This window comes from Paenibacillus nanchangensis (genome assembly GCF_046543445.1).
Lineage (GTDB): Bacteria > Bacillota > Bacilli > Paenibacillales > Paenibacillaceae > Paenibacillus_AQ > Paenibacillus_AQ nanchangensis.
Map to the genome: position 1 here is coordinate 154,879 of NZ_JBHOFD010000014.1, position 17,716 is coordinate 172,594.

At 54.8% G+C, this 17,716-nt stretch carries 16 protein-coding genes; 7 read left to right on the forward strand and 9 right to left on the reverse strand.

Going from position 1 to position 17,716, the window contains the following annotated elements:
- Nucleotides 1-11 precede the first annotated feature (11 nt).
- A complete protein-coding gene (locus ACE6ED_RS13510) occupies nt 12-338 on the forward strand; it encodes a YolD-like family protein (protein ID WP_410827691.1) in 327 nt (108 codons plus the stop codon).
- A gap of 698 nt (nt 339-1,036) precedes the next feature.
- Here ACE6ED_RS13510 and ACE6ED_RS13515 read toward each other — a convergent pair.
- The 5 genes from ACE6ED_RS13515 to ACE6ED_RS13535 form a co-directional block, all read right to left on the reverse strand.
- Nucleotides 1,037-1,252: a hypothetical protein gene (locus ACE6ED_RS13515; protein WP_410827692.1), complete on the reverse strand. Its 216-nt coding sequence runs from the start codon at nt 1,250-1,252 to the stop codon at nt 1,037-1,039.
- A gap of 294 nt (nt 1,253-1,546) precedes the next feature.
- The gene (locus tag ACE6ED_RS13520) at nt 1,547-1,774 is read right to left on the reverse strand and encodes a DUF6199 family natural product biosynthesis protein (protein ID WP_410827693.1); all 228 of its coding nucleotides are present in this window, start codon (nt 1,772-1,774) and stop codon (nt 1,547-1,549) included.
- Between the two features lie 119 nt (nt 1,775-1,893).
- Nucleotides 1,894-2,085 (reverse strand): hypothetical protein, encoded by a 192-nt coding sequence (locus ACE6ED_RS13525; RefSeq protein ID WP_410827694.1) that lies wholly within the window; start codon nt 2,083-2,085, stop codon nt 1,894-1,896.
- A gap of 162 nt (nt 2,086-2,247) precedes the next feature.
- Nucleotides 2,248-3,897 (reverse strand): alkaline phosphatase, encoded by a 1,650-nt coding sequence (locus tag ACE6ED_RS13530; RefSeq protein WP_410827695.1) that lies wholly within the window; start codon nt 3,895-3,897, stop codon nt 2,248-2,250.
- Between the two features lie 345 nt (nt 3,898-4,242).
- Nucleotides 4,243-5,601 (reverse strand): dipeptidase, encoded by a 1,359-nt coding sequence (locus ACE6ED_RS13535; RefSeq protein ID WP_410827696.1) that lies wholly within the window; start codon nt 5,599-5,601, stop codon nt 4,243-4,245.
- 249 nt (nt 5,602-5,850) lie between these two features.
- Here ACE6ED_RS13535 and ACE6ED_RS13540 point away from each other — a divergent pair, with 249 nt between their 5' ends.
- Nucleotides 5,851-6,468 (forward strand): NUDIX hydrolase, encoded by a 618-nt coding sequence (locus ACE6ED_RS13540; protein WP_410827697.1) that lies wholly within the window; start codon nt 5,851-5,853, stop codon nt 6,466-6,468.
- 519 nt (nt 6,469-6,987) lie between these two features.
- Nucleotides 6,988-7,137 (forward strand): hypothetical protein, encoded by a 150-nt coding sequence (locus tag ACE6ED_RS13545; RefSeq protein ID WP_410827698.1) that lies wholly within the window; start codon nt 6,988-6,990, stop codon nt 7,135-7,137.
- A 223-nt stretch (nt 7,138-7,360) separates the two neighbouring features.
- Here the strand turns inward: ACE6ED_RS13545 and abc-f are convergent, their stop codons facing one another.
- The 4 genes from abc-f to ACE6ED_RS13565 form a co-directional block, all read right to left on the reverse strand.
- The gene (abc-f, locus tag ACE6ED_RS13550; RefSeq protein ID WP_410827699.1) at nt 7,361-9,778 is read right to left on the reverse strand and encodes a ribosomal protection-like ABC-F family protein; all 2,418 of its coding nucleotides are present in this window, start codon (nt 9,776-9,778) and stop codon (nt 7,361-7,363) included.
- 379 nt (nt 9,779-10,157) lie between these two features.
- Nucleotides 10,158-10,979: a DUF2935 domain-containing protein gene (locus ACE6ED_RS13555; protein WP_410827700.1), complete on the reverse strand. Its 822-nt coding sequence runs from the start codon at nt 10,977-10,979 to the stop codon at nt 10,158-10,160.
- A gap of 128 nt (nt 10,980-11,107) precedes the next feature.
- Entirely contained in the window at nt 11,108-11,638 is a 531-nt protein-coding gene (locus ACE6ED_RS13560) for a chromate transporter (RefSeq protein WP_410827701.1), read from the reverse strand.
- Nucleotides 11,625-12,227, reverse strand: coding sequence for a chromate transporter (locus tag ACE6ED_RS13565; protein ID WP_410827714.1), 603 nt, complete (start codon nt 12,225-12,227; stop codon nt 11,625-11,627). Before ACE6ED_RS13565 ends, ACE6ED_RS13560 begins: the two co-directional genes overlap by 14 nt.
- Before the next feature lie 302 nt (nt 12,228-12,529).
- Here ACE6ED_RS13565 and ACE6ED_RS13570 point away from each other — a divergent pair, with 302 nt between their 5' ends.
- The 4 genes from ACE6ED_RS13570 to ACE6ED_RS13585 all read left to right on the forward strand — a co-directional run bounded on the left by ACE6ED_RS13570 (nt 12,530) and on the right by ACE6ED_RS13585 (nt 17,644).
- The gene (locus ACE6ED_RS13570) at nt 12,530-14,344 is read left to right on the forward strand and encodes an adenine deaminase (protein ID WP_410827702.1); all 1,815 of its coding nucleotides are present in this window, start codon (nt 12,530-12,532) and stop codon (nt 14,342-14,344) included.
- 294 nt (nt 14,345-14,638) lie between these two features.
- On the forward strand, nt 14,639-15,091 hold the full coding sequence (locus ACE6ED_RS13575) for an IDEAL domain-containing protein (protein WP_410827703.1): 453 nt from the start codon (nt 14,639-14,641) through the stop codon (nt 15,089-15,091).
- Between the two features lie 342 nt (nt 15,092-15,433).
- The gene (locus tag ACE6ED_RS13580; RefSeq protein WP_410827704.1) at nt 15,434-16,516 is read left to right on the forward strand and encodes a GGDEF domain-containing protein; all 1,083 of its coding nucleotides are present in this window, start codon (nt 15,434-15,436) and stop codon (nt 16,514-16,516) included.
- A gap of 171 nt (nt 16,517-16,687) precedes the next feature.
- Nucleotides 16,688-17,644 (forward strand): 3'-5' exoribonuclease YhaM family protein, encoded by a 957-nt coding sequence (locus tag ACE6ED_RS13585; protein WP_410827705.1) that lies wholly within the window; start codon nt 16,688-16,690, stop codon nt 17,642-17,644.
- The last annotated feature ends 72 nt before the right edge of the window (nt 17,645-17,716 follow it).

Genomic DNA, 17,716 nt, shown 5'->3' on the forward strand with positions numbered 1-17,716 from the left:
AGGCGGACATCATGAAGAAACTTGAAGGCGGTCTGCGGCAAAGCAGCTTTATACTGCCGGAGCATCGGCGCCGCGTCCAGGACGATCAGCGAGAACAGGAAAGACGCGGCAAACCAGAAGTGGATGAACAAGAATGGGAACTGATCTTACGGGCGCTTGGGGAGTCGTTTCAGGAGGGATGCTGCGTCACGATCAGGACGTTTGATCCATTTGAGGACAGGGAGTATGCCGGGGTGGTGCAGGTTGTGGATCAGCAGCTGCAGCGGATCAAGCTGGAGACCGGCGAAGACGACTATGAATGGATCTGGATTAAAGAGATGCTTAGAGTATGTACATAAGGAACGCCCCGCTACCATCATAGGTAAGCGAGGCGTTTTCATATGCTGTATAACTCCATCCGAAAGTGGCGGGTTCGATGACGACCAGCTCCCGACCGCACGGTTAGATAATACGTTTCACAGGTCCTTCCTTTGAAAGGTATGATTATTGGGGCAAAACTGGGGCAAAAAGAACAAACTAGGATGTCATGCCTGGGCTAATCAGGTCTAAGGATAAATACGAAAACCCTTATTTATCAAGGCTTTTTCCGTTTTGGACAAACTGAGTTCAGGCCCCGCACCAGCCTTCCAAGCTGATAGCGTGGGTTCGATTCCCATCACCCGCTCCAACTACACAATCAACGCAAACCCTTGTGGCCCAAGGTTTTTTTCTTTGCCTTTTTTTTGGGGGGAAGGGCAGGTAAGTTAGGGGCTTCAGGCGAGGGTTACCACTTAATCACTAGGATAATCAGGTTGGCAATGCTGATTAACAAAGTGATATAGGTGATCCATGTAGTGGTTTTTTCCTTCATATTCATGGTTCATCGCTCCTTGGTTATGATCGAGAGAAGAAAGACGACCCCTTATACTTCATCCCTACGCCTCAGCCCCTTTCAGAGCCAAGGTTTCAGGTTAACTTGCTTTTGAGCAGCGGTTGGATGGGGTGAGCAGTTCGTTATTTATGCCGATAATGACGGCCGCCACAAGCGGGACTTTTATTACCATGCGGAAAAGCTGGATTGGTACTTCACTCGCTCGTTTTCGTAATATTGAACCGGATAATCTCGTCTCACCGTTTGTAAATAGGCGGCGACCGAAAAAGAAGCGACAAGTCCTCCGATAATTCCTACAGTTAGTGTCAATACAGATAACCCTATTACGGCTACGATACACAAAGTAGACAATGCAACCAGACTTAATGTAAGCCACTTCATGGTTAAACGCTCCTTTTCATTAAAATTTTTGGTGCATGTGCGTCTACCTGATGTGTTGTGTACTCATACGTGGAGATTGCCTAAAAGTTCCACATGCCTTAAATGCCCCAAACACCCCAAACACCCCAAACGCCCCAAACGCCCCTTGAGAGTGGAGACTTTATAGAAATCGGATCAATGAACGAAGGATATGCGCTTATATATAAACGGACAAGTTAGTACAGGCGTATTCACAAGACAGCTAGTATCAGTCATGACCCTACTGCTTGATGGGAATCTTGAAGGCTTCCTGCTTTACCAGAAAAATATACAATTTAGAATCCCTGCGATGAACAAGATAGCGCCAAACAAGAGCATGATCCAGCCGGAGAATTTAACGGCCTCGAGGTAGGCGGAGCTGGGCTCTGAGTCGCCTTTTACTTTCCAGCCTACGCTGCTGCGCCAGCCGGATCCCGGTTTTCGGATTGAGTTTATGCCAAATGCAAAGACCACAATCGACATCAAAAGCAGCATAATGCCCATGGTTCTTTCACTTCCTCTTAAAAGATAAGGGTTGCTCCGCACTTCAGATTCTACATGCATCTCCGTGAGTTGTGAGTTGAGGTTGGTTACGCCGAAAAGGACCCTTTAGGGAGCAGAGCCTACTCAGACGGCGGCTTTTTGGATGAATGACCAGACCGGTCGACTTGCGAGAATGCTACGCCAAATGCAACCCCTAAAGCAATACCCAAAGCCAGATTATCAAAAATCAGCCAGAAGATTATGCCAAAGCTTATCCCTAGTGCCAGTCCGTTTTGCTGCTTGGAAGATCGTTTGTCCTTCTTAGTGTCCAAAACGCCACCCCCCGAATGTCGTTACTATACCCTTACATACGATTCCAAAAAAGTAAAGTTGCACAAGGTATTTTGCTTCCAATAAATAAAGACGGTTCCCCAGCCATTTTCATTATGGCTTGATAACCGCCCTTTATTTATGCATCTCCTGGTAAACGGAGATTAAGGAAGAAGGTCAACGGCCGACTGCGGAACAAATGCGCGTTCGCCGTTATAGACTACGACGCCGTTGAGTGTCTTTTTCGCACCGTTCAGAACTGCGGTGTTTTTGTAAATATTCAGTACCAGCTTGGTGTTCCCTTTGGTGACGACAATTTTGGGATCTTTGGCGTTTTTCACATCCAGCGTGTAGGAAGCGCCTTTGGCTTTAAAAGCCTGCTCGGCGGGAACAAACAGCCGGTTGGTCGCCGCATTCAAATCAAGTCCCAACACCCGTGCCGTATACTTGGCCACATCGGTGTTGTCGATCACGCCTGTCGGCCGGTCCCCGTTAGGCGCATACGTGTAGAGCACCACATCGCCGCCTGTGTGTCCGCCAGTTGTCCAGCCGATACCGGCCCGTTTGCTGATTATCGGACCTACCGCATAGTTCATGCTTCCCGGCTCCGCTTCGCGGATGGTTTTGACTTCCTCATCCGTCAGGTCGGTAATGCCGAAGTATTGGCTCATCACTTCTTTTACATTGCTGCGGTTGGTGTTCAGCTTCGACTCGATGCCTTCCCCGGTCAGCTTCGCCCGTTTCAGAGGTGTGATGAACGTTGACAGCGGTTCTTTATCGTAGCTTCCCGTAGTGGAGGTATTGCCGATGGTCAGGCCGCCGTTACCATGGTCCGTTACGGAAATGACGACGGTTTCCTTGTTGCTTTTGGCGAACTTCAGCGCCGTGTCGACCGCTTGATCGAAGGCCAGCACATCGCTGATAATGCCGATTGGATCGTTCGCATGAGCTGCCCAGTCTACCTTACTTCCCTCGACCATCAGGAAAAAACCATCCTTATCCTTCGACAGCACTTCAATCGCTTTGGCTGTCATCTCGGAGAGACTTGGCTCCTTAGCCGGATCGCGGTCCATGTCATAAGCCATGGCCGACGGAGCGAACATGCCCCACAGTTTGTTCGAGGTCGAGGCTTTCATTGCGGCGGGGGTCGTCACATAGTCATAGCCGAGCGCTTTAATGGAGGCAAGCAGGTTGTCCCCGTCTTCCCTGCCGGAAGGAACCAGGTATTTGCTTCCGCCGCCAAGCACGACGTCCATTTCGTTGAACACCTGCTGCTTGCTGAGCGCGTCGTAATTTTTACGGTCAGGGTAATGGGCGGAAAAGTCTGCCGGTGTTGCATGCATGAACTCCGAGGTGGAAATTATGCCGGTTGCTTTTCCTTCAAGCTGTGCGGCTTCGAGGACGGAAGCTACCGGTTTTTTGCGGTCGGCAGCTGCGATTGCTTTTTGGCCGGGCATGGTGGCTTTGTCGGGCAAAACGCCAACATATCCGGTATGCGATTTATGTCCCGTGGCGAAGGCCGTACCGGCCGGAGCGGAATCCGCAATCGGGGCGTCCGCCGAATGCGTGCGGACCAAGCCGCTGGCCAGCGGATCCAGCGCAAGCGAGCCGCCTTTGTACCAGCGGGCCAGTGCAGTGGCGTCACTCGGCATGCCGTCGGGAATGAGCAGGATGACATTTTTGATGGATGAGGCTTCCGTTCCTTGCGGAGCGGCTACTTCGGCAAACGCTCCGCTGCCGCTTACGGACACGGTCATGATGGCGGCGGCCAATGCAAGCACCTTCGGGATCTTGAGGCTGAGCTTTTTCGACATTATAGCGTTCCTCCATTGCCTTTTTATTGGATGTTTGTACACCAGTATGAAGGGGGGAGGTTAAGCCGGTGTTAATTCAGCGTCACCCGATTGTTAATTCTTGTGGATTACGAATAAGCCGCCAATTTTATCCACAAAAAAGATCCCACACCAAGATACGGGTATGGGATCTGCTCTAGGTGGTGCCGGAGCACGGGACGCCAGCAAGGCTGGCCAGCCCAGCGCTACTAAGCAAGCCGTGGACCTGCAGCGGTAGGCCGTGCGTTCAGCCAAGCCACTTGAGGGTGTATGGCAGTAAGCTGCAGCACCCTCGTTTAAGCTGGCCACCGGCCAATATTTAGCCGTCTATTTCAATGAAGTCAAGAACTCGACGACGGTCAGCAGCCCCTTGTCGAAGTTCTCCAGGTTAAAGTGCTCATCCGGCGCATGCAGGTTTTCGTCGTCCAGTCCGAAGCCCATGAGGACAACCGGAGCGCCAAAGATGCGGGAGAAGGTTTCCATGATCGGAATGGAACCGCCGTCTTTGGTGAAAACAGCGCGTGTGCCGTACACCTTGCCAAAAGCGTCTGCCGCCAGCTGCAGCATGGGATGAGACGGGTCGATGTTGAAGGCATTGGCCTTTTCCATCTGAACGACTTCCACCCGGGCACCGGGCTGAACATGCTGATGCAGATGGCGTTCAATTGCGTCAAGCACATGCTGCGGGTCCTGGTCGCCTACGAGGCGGCAGGTGATTTTGGCGTGCGCTTCTTTCGGGATGACGGTCTTGCTGCCTTCGCCCTGAAAGCCGCCGTAAACACCATTCAACTCAAGCGTCGGACGGGCGCCTACACGTTCGGGGAAGGTAAAACCTTCTTCGCCGTACAGAGCGCTAAGCCCTAGTCCTTGGCGGAGCTTGTCTTCGTCGATGCCGAGCTTGGCGAACTCCTCGCGCATCAGACCGGACAGCTCCGGCACGCCGTCGTAAAAGCCTTCCACCGTCACGCGGCCTTTATCATCGTGCAGTGACGCCAGCAGCGAGACGATGGCATGCAGCGCGTTCGGTACGCCGCCGCCAAAGGAGCCGGAATGCAGATCTGTCGAAGCAGTGGAGACGGTAACTTCAAGGGAGCAAAGACCGCGCAGACCGGTGCAGATTGCCGGACGGCCCCGCTCCAGCAGTGCCGTGTCGGAGACGAGTACGGCATCGGCGGCCAGCTTCGCTTTGTGCTGCTCCAGGAAAGGCGGCAGATGTTTGCTGCCGATTTCTTCTTCGCCTTCAATGCACAGCTTGATGTTAACCGGCAGCGTGCCTTCCTGCTTCAAAATCGCTTCAATCGCTTTAATGTGGATGAACACCTGGCCTTTATCGTCTGTAGCGCCGCGCGCGTACAGCTTGTCGCCCCGAATTTCGGGCTCAAACGGCGGCGTCGTCCACAGGTGAAGCGGATCAACGGGCTGCACGTCGTAATGGCCGTATACAAGCACGGTTGGTTTGCCCGGAGCGTGCAGATAGTCGGCGTAGACGACAGGATGGCCTTCGGTCGGAAGAATTTCGATATGTTCGAGTCCAGCCCGCTGAAGCGTGTCCGCAAGCCACTGCGCGGCGTTCAGCACATCCTGTTTGTGCTCGGACAAAGCGGAGATGCTGGGGATGGACAACCACTGTTTGAGTTCGTTCAACTGCTCGTCCCGGCGGGACTGAAAATAAGTAGCGTAAGACATGGTATGTACCTCCTGGGTAATTTGGCGAAGGTCAAGGCGGAGGCGGCGTGTGAGACCGTAGTCGCCAGGACGTGCCCGGCCTTCTCAACATTTCATTATAAACAATTCGCCTGCTTGTTACCAATTTGAGGAACGGATGCGTACAAGTATCCTTGGCTTCCCTTTGGCACGCGTGATAAACTGGAAAAATCAGCAAGAGGGGAAGAGTTTAACTCAAAGAAACCATACCTGACTCCGGAGGGGAAAACCATGGAACCGAAATGGCTTAGCTGGGCAAAAGAAATTCAAGCGACCGCGCAAAGCGGGCTGGCTTACGTAAAAGACGTATACGATAAAGAGCGTTATGAAAGACTGCGGGAGCTGAGTGTAGAAATCCTCGCCCACTATACGGAAGACAGCGCAGACAAAATCCGGCTCGCGTTTGCAAGCGACAGCGGGTACTGCACGCCGAAGGTCGATATCCGGGGCGTCGTGTTCCGGGACGGCAAGGTCCTGCTGGTACGTGAAAAAATCGACGGGAAATGGGCGCTCCCCGGCGGCTGGGCCGACATCGGCCTGTCGCCGAAAGAAGTGGCGGTGAAGGAAATCCGCGAGGAATCGGGATTCGAGGTGGAAGCAGAACGTCTGCTTGCCGTACTCGACAAAAAATTCCACCAGCATCCGCCGGAGCCGTACCATGTTTACAAAATGTTCATTTTGTGCCGGATTACCGGCGGTCAGGCGCTGGAAGGCCTGGAGACGTCAGCCGTGGAGTTTTTTGCGGAGGACGAGCTGCCGGAGCTGTCGGAGGAGCGCAATACAGAAGCGCAAATCCGGATGATGTTCGATTATTTGCGTCATCCGCAGACAGAAACCCGGGTGGACTAACGCTTTTAAAAATACAACAGGTGTTCCACAGAGGGCCGTATTCAACGATCCGCGAAGCATAGGGTCACCTTTTTAAGTGGATTGAGGAAAATAGTTATGCCGTGGCCGGCCCGCCGAGAGAATCGTATATTGTCGGAAAATGGAACCGCAGCGATGAGCAGGACTGGTTGACCGAACTGCAGTTGCCTGTTGTCCGAAAGGGAGGAGCTGTGGAGTAGTTCCGTCAGCAGGCCCGCCTGACCCGGGACGCATGCCGATTAGACCCGTTTAGCCTGAGCGCTAAACGGGTTATTTTGTATAAGGCAGGAAAAAGAAGGCAAATCTAGGTCTTAACGGCTGCCAGAGTAGCGCTGGATGCTTCTTCGGTGCTATGATGAAAAAGAGGAAATCGCGATAACATTTTGGCAAAGCCATATTTGGCGGACAGACGGGCAGGACAGAAAAACCAACCATATTTGGGTCTGGCGGTCTACAATTTTTCCTCTAACCTGACGATATTGTACATTAGGAGGGGATCGCATGGAACAAGAAGAGTTGAGACTTCCGCTTAAGCAGCAGGAAAGCGCGCCGCGCCCCAGAGAGGGAAACATTGCGGCCGGTTTGGTCTGGGGTGTACTGATCAGCGTCCCGCTGTGGATTTCTATATTCGGATGGTTTATGGGCCGCTAAATGAACGTCGGCTAAGCAAGTTTCTGTTAAATAAGTAAATAAGCCGGCTAACGGCTGGCAGCTCGTGATAACAACCTCATAGCACTTTGCATTATTTAAAAATAAAAGCCGTCTTTACCCGGTTAACGGGCGAAGACGGCTTTATTGTGCTTCAAGCCTTGCAAGGGGCGGGCGCCAGCCTGGGGCTGGGCCGTTCAGAGCATGCGGTGCGGTGCGGAAAACCTTATTCCGCAGCGGTGTCCTCCGCAAGCGCCAGCCATGCTGCATACGCTTCGTCCAGCTCCGCCTGGACGGTTTCGCGCTCCTCGTGCAGCTCAGCCAGACGCCCGGCGTCGCAGCCGATATCCGGAGCCTCCATCGCGGCATCCAGCCCGGCGATCCGCGCCTCGGCTGCGGCGATCTGCTCCTCCCAATAGGAGGCGGACCGGCGTGCTCCCCCTCTACGTGGAGCGCGGGATTTGGCACCTCCGGCTCCGGAGGCGGAGGCAGCGGTGCCCCCTGCGGCTGCGGGGGAGGCAGCGGAACCGCTAGCGGCGGCTGCGGAATGAGCAGCCGATTCAGCAGCGGCAGCCGCGGAGGAAGAGCCGGCCGCCGCAGTAGAGCCGGCCGCCAGAGCCGCACCGGCGCCTGCGGAGCCGCTGGCGGAGCTGCCCGTAGCGCTGCCGCCGGCCTTTACGCGGGCACTGCCTGGCACCGCCCTGCTGTTCCCGGCGCCTGCGGAGCCTTCTCCGCCTGACGGCCCGTCGCCTCCAGCAGCAGCGTTACGTTCGCCTCTCGAATCGGCACTCCCCTTATTAGCGGAACGTTCGCCCCTCGCATCGGCGCTGTCCGTACTAGCGTTACGTTCGCCCCTCGCATCGGCGCTGCTCATGCTAGCGGAACGTCCGCCTTCCGCATCAGCGCTGCCCGTACTAGCGGAACGTCCGCCTCCCGCACCGGACCCCGCTGCACGAGGACTTCCGCTCCTAGCATCGGAGCCTCCCGCCGCGGCACCGGCCGCCGCAAGCTTCTCCGCCCGCTTTTCCCGGTAATAAGCATAGCCGCCGCGATACACGGTGAACTCGCCTTGCTCGATGGTCCACAGCTTGCCGAACAGGCGGTTAATAAAGTAACGGTCATGCGAAACCGCCAGTACGGTGCCCGGATATTCCTCCAGCGCCTCTTCCAGCGCTTCGCGGGAGTCGATGTCCAGATGGTTTGTCGGCTCGTCGAGAATGAGCAGGTTCGGCTGACGGTGCATCAGTACGGCAAAACGCAGCCGGGTCCATTCTCCGCCGGACAGGCTGCCGACCGCCTTGAACACGTCGGCGCCATAAAAAAGAAACCGCGCAAGCCGTCCGCGTGCCTCGCCTTCCTCCATCGCCGCTTCAAGACAGAAGTAGCGCAGCACACTCAGCTTGTCGTCCTCCGGCACGGCTTCCTGGGCAAGGTAGCCAGTTTCAACTCTGGCCCCTAGCTGACAGCGGCCTGCATCCGGCTGCTCCAGGCCGAGGATCATGCGCAGCAGGGTGCTTTTTCCAGCGCCGTTACCGCCGATTAGGGCCGCAAACTCCCCGTAATGCAGCTCTTCATTGACGCCGGAGAACAGCCGCCGGGCCCCAAACGACTTGCTGACGTCGTCCAGAATGACCGTCCGCTTGCCCGACCGGTCCTGCTGGGTCAGCTGCAGATCCATGGACTTGCGCTCCAGTATGGGACGTTTAATCTTGACCATCCGGTCAAGCGCCTTCTGCATGGATGCGGCCCGGCGGTGAAAGCCGGGATTTGGCGGGTTGGAGCGGTTGCCCCATTCGATCAGCTGTTTGATTGCTTCTTTCATTTTTTTGATTTTTTTCTGCTGCTCCTGGTAATCCGCAAATTGCTGCAGCAGCCGGGTTTCCTTTTCCTTCTGGTACCCGGTGTAATCGGTGTGGTAGGTGAAGGCTTCGCCATCCTCAATCTCGATCACTTTACGGACCACAGCGTCAAGGAAAAAGCGGTCATGGGAAATCACTATAACGGTTCCCGCATATTCCTTCAAAAATTGCTCCAGCCACTCGATTGCATCCATATCCAGATGGTTTGTCGGTTCGTCCAGCAGCAGCACGTCCGGACGGCGCAGCAGCAAAACGGCGAGGCCAATTTTGGTTTTCTCCCCGCCGGAGAGGGAAGCAAATGGCCGGCCGTAAGTGTCCGGGCCAAAGCCGAGGCCCGAAGCGACCCGGTCGATATTCGCTTCCATCTCGTACCCGCCGGCCCGCTCGAAGCGTTCCTGCAGGCTGCCGTACTCCCGGAGCAGCGCCTCCAGGCGGCTTCCCTCTTGACCGGAGCCAAGCGCGGCCATCTCGGCTTCCAACTCCCGCAGCCGGCGCTGCCACTCCAGCGGTTCGGCGAAGCTGCGCTGCAGGGCCGCATAAACGGTTCCGGCCCCGTCCGCTTCCTGAATCTGAGCCAGCGCTCCCAGCACAGCGCCTCTGCGGATGGACAGCTGGCCGGCGTCTGGCCGTTCTTCGCCCGTGAGCAGCTTAAAGAGGGTAGTTTTGCCGCAGCCGTTTCGGCCGATAAGTCCGACCTTTTCGCCTTCGCGGATTTCAAAAGTAATATCGCTTAGCACAAGCTGTGCGCCGTGGTATTTTTGGATATTTTGACATTGAATAATCATGAGGATTCTCCTTTGTATAGCGAAAGGGCCTCATCCGGCGCTGCCGGGCAGCTTCTTTTCCCAGCGGTGAGTTACCGCGCTAGAAGCATACAAAAAAGACCGCAGGAAATGATTCCCGCGGTCTTCTTCATAAAACGTCCGTTAGAAGGAAGACAGGATGGGCATTTCGCTTTGTGATCGTGTTATTGAGTTCATGCAAATGGACAGACTTCTCCCGTTGTTGCGATATGCATGAACAATGCCGGCCATGGCAATAGGCAGCCGGCTAATAACACTGTTGGTCACGTTGCGATCCATCCTGTACACCTCCTCTTTTTCGTATAGTTACTGTTATTGTATTCAATCTTCCGGCATTTGGCAAGTGTTAAACAGGCCGCATTTACTGCAGGATTTCCCGTTTGTTTACTTTCATTCCGGACAAGGACCGGTCGAACATGTCGAGGATAAACAGGAAACGCTCGGCTTCACGGAACACGTGATCCGCAAGCAGCGGATGAATGATGCTTTTGATCCGGCATTCTTCAATCAAGTCCCGAGCCGTCTTTTTGAAGTCGCGCAAAGATTTGACGGAAACCCGGTTTTCGTCCACAAATTGACTCAGCAGGGGATGGGTCTGCGATTCCGGACGCATGGAGCTGAGATCGATAGCCTGAAACATCAGTGTATCAAAATCCTGACTGAATTCCCTGGCCATCTGGACAAGCTTGCGTTCCGACGGATCAAGCAGATGACCAATAAATTTGGCGTGATCGGCCATGATTTTAAGGAAAAAAACATTTTCGTCGATAATCGCATCAGCCAAAGGTTCCAGCTTGCCGCTGTTTAGCTCCTCCAGACGGTTGCGGAAGTAATTGGCTTCCCGGCTGACGTGATCGACCAGCAGAGGGAAGTTGTTGCCGCCGGGCAGCTTGCATCGCAGAATCAAACCGAGCACTTTTCGTTTAAACGCCCAAATATGCGAAGCCGCGCTGTGGACTTCTGAATTAAACTGCCGGATCGTCTGGGGATCGGTGTTCACCTGAAAGGCATGTGCTCTGCGCTCAATATCCTCAAACAGGGCGTGGAACCGGTCAGCTTCTTCAATCAACTGGGTATCCTCACACCGGAAGCCCAGGCGCAAAAAAAAGGAATGCTCTTTCATAATACGCGACCAGAAACGAATTTCGTCCAAAGACCGCACGACAAAAGGATCGGACAACATTACCCCTCCATTCGGTATGCTTGACCAGACCATCTGTGAAATGGCTTGTTAGCAGATTTATATGGACCAGTAAGGTTGTCATATACCGACGGAAATGAAAATGTTAAGAATCCTTAAGCCGTTAGCCGTTAGTGAAGCACAAGCGCGCCGTAGGCAAACGCCGCAAGGATTACGGCGGCGGGATGGATATGCCGGAGCTGCATCGCCCAAAAGGACACCGCCGCAATGCCAAACGTCTGCCACAGTCCAATCGAAGCGGCCGGATCCGCTGCCATACGCCAGGTCAGCGCCGCCATCATAACCGCGATAACGGGCTGGACGAGCAGGGTCATTCCTTTTACCGCCTGCGACTTGCGGTGCCTGTCCAATACGCGGAGCAGGAGGACCAGCGCGGCTGCAGAAGGAAGGATGGTAGCGGCCAGCGCTGCCAGCATGCCGGCCCAGCCGGCTGTGCCATAACCGACGTAAGCTGCGATTTTGGTCGCAATCGGCCCGGGCAGGGCGTTCGCCAGGGCAAGCATGTTGGAGAATTCGCGGTCGGTAAGCCAGCCGTAATGCGGCACAATTTCTGCGTACATGAGGGGGATCGAGGACGGACCGCCTCCGTAGCCAAGCAGATTAGCCATAAAAAAGCCGTAGATCAGCTTAATCCATTCCATCGTCCATGCCTCCAGGCGGAGTGTTTTTTCGTAGTTTGGAGATGAGACGGTAATGGAAGGCTCCGTACGCAAGGAACAGCAAAATTACGATGGCGGGATGGATGTGGAGTCCCTCCAGGAGAAGCAGCGCTGTCAGGGCCGCGGCGGCTGCTGCCGTCCAGCCCAGCCCGTTAGCGCCTCTCTGAGCAAATTCGTAGGCCATTACTCCGAGCATGACCGCAATAACCGGCGTTACCGCCGCAATCATTGCCGCTACCATACGGGAGCCGCTCAGCACGTTGACAGCAGACAGCAGCGCGATCATAGCTAGCGAGCTAGGGAAAATATGCGCCAGCACGGCCACCGCTGCTCCCGTGATTCCTCTGCGCTTGTAGCCGAGATAGGCTGCCATTTTGGTGGCGATGGGCCCGGGCAGCGCATTTGCGACAGCCAGCGTATCGCCGAATTCGTCGTCGCTCAGCCATCCGTACCGCTTCACCGCATCGTGCCGGATCAGCGGGATGACGGAAGGACCGCCGCCGTATCCCAGGATGCCGGTTCTAACCATCGATAAGGCCAACTGCAGGTAATCTCTGTAAGCCGCTTTCAGGGCCGTTCCCCTCCTTTTGTCAGAAATAGTATGCGGATGGCTGGAGCCGCTTATCCTCCAAGCCGGGGCAGATACGCGCCCCAATTTTCACTGGATTCACGGGCGGGATGGAGGTATGATGGAAGGAATATTAACGTGCCGCCCCCGCACTTCTTGTGCACAGCCGAGATAAACGGACAAACGGACTTTCCCATAAACGAAGGGAAGGCCGTTTCTTTTGTATCAAGAGCCAGAATACACGAGGCAGACTGCGGGATGTCAGGCATAATGACCTTAGAAAAATAGATAGGGAGTGTGGAGAGATGAAATTTACGAGACAGCCTTTGGCGGACTGTGTCCGCGAGCTTGCGGCTGCCGCGCGCGGCGACAAGCCGGCCAGCCTGGTGATCACCGGCGGCAAACTGGTTAATGTCTGCTCCGGCGAGATTTTGCCGGGAATGTCGGTTGGCATCCAAGGGAGCCGGATTGCTTATGTGGGCAGGGATGTCTCGCATATGATCGGGGCCGAAACCCGTGTCATCGACGCGTCCGGCCAATACATCGCTCCAGGCCTGCTTGACGGCCACTGCCATATTGAGAGCACCCAGCTGACCGTGACCGAATTCGCCCGGGCGGTGCTGCCGCTTGGAACAACCGGCGGATTTTTTGATGCGCATGAAATGGCGAATGTGTTTGGGCTCCGCGGTATCCGGCTGATGCTGGACGAACTTCGGGGAACGCCGCTGGCCGGATATATGCAGGCCGCTTCCTGTGTGCCGGCGGCAGGTCCGGAGTTTGAGACGACTGGCGCGTCCATCGGGCCGGAGGAGGTTGCCGAAACCTATACGTGGGGAGAAGATATGATTGCTCTCGGTGAAGTGATGAATTTCCCGGGCGTCGTGTACGGTGACGATAAAATGATGGGCGAAATCGAGGCGACTTTGCGGGCCGGCCGCAAGGTGGACGGCCACTTTACGTGGCCTGCCGGGGACTGGCGGCTGCCGGTTTACGCGGCGGCGGGCGTAACCGGCGACCACGAATGCGTGACGGCCGAAGACGTGATCGAGCGGGTACGGCTGGGCATGTACGCAAAAATGCGCCGCGGCTCCGCCTGGCATGATGTGGCGCGGACCATTGCGGCCCATACGGAACGCGGCATCGATACCCGGCGGATGATGCTGGTGACCGACGACCGCAGCTCGGAATCGCTCCGGGACGAAGGACATATGGACTTCGTGGTGCGCCATGCGATTGCACAGGGCGTAAAGCCGGTGACCGCCTTCCAAATGGCGACAATCAATACAGCGGAGCGGTTCGGCGTTGCACGCGATATCGGTTCGGTAACGCCGGGCAATTATGCGGATATTATTTTGCTGGACGGAAATCTTGCCGATGTGCGGGTGGCGATGACGATCGCGGCAGGACAAGTGGTAGCCGAGCAAGGTAAAATGACTGCTAGTCTGCCGCCTTACTCGTATCCCGCTGACGTTTTAGCTTCGGTGAACCTGCCGGTCCGTCCGTCAGCCTGCGATTTCCGGATTGATGCACCCGTGTCGGCTGGCGCAGCAGGCGAGGCGCAGGTGCGCGCCATCCGGGTTAGAGAAAACCATGTCGAAACCGAAGAAGTGATCGTCCGCCTTCCGGTTAAGGACGGCAAGCTTGAGGTCGGCGGAGGGCTCTGCACGATTGCCGTGCTGGAGCGCCACAAGGGCACAGGCAACCGCTCGCTTGGCGTGGTGGACGGCATCGGCTTTGACCGTCCGGCGGCGATCGCCATGACCGTGGCTCACGACAGCCACAATCTGCTCGTGATCGGCAGTGATCCCGAGTGTATGGCCAAAGCGGCGAATGCCGTTGCGGATTCGCAGGGCGGTGTGGCCGTCGTCACCTCCGGTTCTGAAACGCTGTTCCCGCTGCCGATCGGCGGCCTGATGTCTGCCGAGCCGTTTGAACGGGCGGCGGAGCAGTCAGCCGGAATCAGCCGCGCGCTGGAGGGGGCGGGCTGCACGCTGAATTACGCTTTTATGACTCTGTCGCTGCTTGCGCTTGTCGTCATTCCGACGCTGCGGATTTCCGATAAGGGTCTGGTCCGGATCACGCCTGAAAACGGAATCGAGCTGGTTCCGCTGTTTGTGTGATCCGGTGCTGTTTGCCCGGCTGAGACGAAGAATGGAGATGACGAAGAGGCCGGTAAATGACTTGGAGCACGTCCGCCAATATATGGCGGGCGTGTTCTTTTTATGCCATTTTTCGACGAAAAGGACAGTATATTACCCTATCAAACTAGAATTGAAACGAAAAAATGCAATTTTTATTTTAATTTTATTAAAAAATTGCTGCACCCGGACGATAATAGTTGTACAATAGTTTAAACCTGCTGCTGCTAACGCCAGGAATCCAAGTCCAACTTCGAGAGATGGGGTGCATGAGAGATGCTCAGATTAGAGACTCAAGACATCATGAATATTGCCAAGAAACAAATTGCTTCCATTTTCAAAATGGAACCGCTGGAGCTGAAGTTTGTCAGCGACTTTAAAAATGAGAGCTATCTCTTAACCGATGATAAACTGCATCTCAGCAATCAGCATTACTGGGCGAAGGTCATGGATTGCGTGTTCGAGAATCAGGTCAGACCCGTATTGATGTGCGAGGTGCTCTACTTCCTCCGCAGTGAATTTATGGAGAGTGACATCAAGCTGCTGTTCTCTTTTGATATGTCCGAAGGCGGAGACCGTACGGCGACCGCTACCGCGGAAGTACAGTTTAACGACACGCCGGAGCTGGACCGGGGCGATATCGCCGAACTGATCGATTTGGCCCTTACGCTGCAGGATAAACAGTGGTTCGAGGAACTCACTGCAAAATATAATCTGCTTAGCGCGTAACGTTGGCATAATTGGACCGGAGGCCGCATCTTTAGACTCTGTGTCTTGCATCTATATGGTACTAACTGCAAAGCGAATTTGACGCCGGATTCAACCATGGCGGGCAAATAGTAAACAATAAACTGCGGCTTCGGCCGTCACGGACCTTTTGGGTGCATGCACCTGAAGGGTCCTTTTTTCATTATTTGCCGGGCAGGCGAAAGAATGGGGTACCCCTCCAATAGTTTCCAGCGACAAAACTGCAAAAAAAGTCGAATTATGCCGAAGATAGTGGTATAAGATCTTTTTTTGCCTCTAAAGACCTAGTATTATGTCAAAAGATACCGGAAAGGCGGTGGCCGGATGATTGCCAGGCCTTTGATTCAGCGCAAAATATTAAACGCTTACTGGACGGTGATTGTGCTGGCGATCGCCGCCGAAATGGTCAGCTGGTTGGTCATGCTGGCGGACGGAGGCTGGGGACTTAGCGATTTTGTTTTGTACAAAATGCTGCTGCCATCCTCGCTGCATTTTGCAGTCATGGGTGTGAACGAGTTTTTTGCAGTGATCGGCCGTGCGTCCCCTTATCTGCTGATATTTACCGGTGCCCTCATTTCGTCGGTGCTGATTATAGCCAATCCGTCACTGCCCGGCATTGAATATACGCTGCTGCTGCCGATGATTATTTCGCTGTATTACTATGACCGGGGAAAACTCCATTTTGCACTCCTGCTAAACTCCATTGTGCTTCTTATGCTGCTCGCGCTGGTCCCCGATCTGCGCAGCGATCTGGACGGGAACGCCTTGTGGGTGCTGCTGTTCATTATGTCGGGGGTGTTCATCTGCCTGAGCGGTCTGCTGAAGCGGATGACAGAGCTGATGGATACCTTAAAGCAGACGCTGGAGTCCGAACGCGAAATGCTCGTCAACCGGGTGCTGCTGGAACAGATGACAAAGGTTGATGCGCTTACCGGCTTGTACAACCACAAAACATTTCATGATTATCTGGACACGCTGATTACCCAGTCCGAAACAGCAGGGATGTCGCTGCATTTGGCGATAATCGACATCGACAATTTCAAACACATTAACGATACGTACGGCCACGACACCGGGGACGCTGTATTAAAAAGGTCTGCCGAAGCGATCAAGCAGGGGCTGTCGCCCGATTCGATTGCGTTCCGCTATGGAGGCGAGGAATTTGCGGTGCTGATTACCGGGTCTAACTATTCGGGGGCGTTTGGCCTTGCGGAAACCATCCGCAAAGAGATTGCCGGCATCCGCCATTCCGAAATGGACGGGGCGGGGGTTACGGTCAGTATCGGACTGGCGCAATACCGCAAAGGATTAGGCAAAGCGGAGTTTTTTACATCAGCCGATTCCATGCTGTACGAAGCCAAACGGAGCGGCAAAAACCGGACGGTTGCTTTTGACCGTCCTATATGACAGCGTATGCGGCAGATCCGGTGCTGCAGGTCAGCGTTACCGGTCAAGAACTGCGGTTCTCTATCAAAACTTTGGGATAACCTCACGGAAGTGGGGTTATTTTGCTATAATGAAAGGAACTCTTCGCCGGAATGTGCTGGGGCTGAAGAGGGTTTCATAGGAGGTACATACATGACGTTAATTAATCAGTTGGGACCCCAAGACGAGTTCACCGGGTTTTATTTGATCCGGGAGCTGAATGTAAAGCAGACAAACGGGAATCCGCCCAAAGACTATTTTGATATTGTCCTCGGCGACTCCAGCGGGCAGCTGCCCGCCAAGTATTGGGATGTAACTACGGCCGATAAGGAGACTTTTTTTCCGATGGGGCTGGTTAAGGTCCGGGGGCTGGCCCATCTGTACCGGGAGAAACTTCAGATCAAGATTATCAAAATCCGCCCGGTAAACGACAGTGACGGCGTTTCATTGACCGACTACATCCGCAGCGCTCCCATCCGTCCGGTGGATCTTGTGCATACGATCAAGCAGGCCGCAGCCTCCATCTCCGATCCGGATATCCGCGCGATTGTCGACTTCTGTATTGCGAAGGTTGGAGAGAAGCTGATGCATTATCCCGCCGCCAAAACGCATCATCATGCCTACTACGCAGGTCTTGCTTATCATATGGTGCGTATGCTGGAAATCGGGGAGTTTTTGTGCAAACAGCGCCCGTTCCTGAATGCGGACCTGCTGCGCGCCGGAATCATTTTGCATGATATTGCCAAACCGGAGGAAATGATTGCGGAGCTGGGGATTGTGTCCGACTACAGCGTGCGGGGCAAGCTGCTCGGCCACATCAACATGGCGGCAAGCTGGATTACGGAGGCGGGGATCGAGCTTGGGCTCGACCTGCGTTCCGATAAGGTGCTGGGTCTGCAGCATTTGATTTTATCCCATCATAATCTTCCGGAGTGGGGCAGCCCGGTGATGCCTCAGACCCCTGAAGCGGTCGCCCTTCATCATATCGATACCCTGGACGCCAAAATGCAGATGGTTGAAGATGCGCTGGATTCCACGCCGGAGACGGAAGAATGGACACCGGTCATCCGGGGACTGGAGAACAAGGCGATGTATAGGCTGAAGCTGTAGACATAGCTTGGACAGGATACCAAAGAGCAGTGCGGGTGGCGTTAAAATGTAACGCCTGCCCGGGCTGCTTTT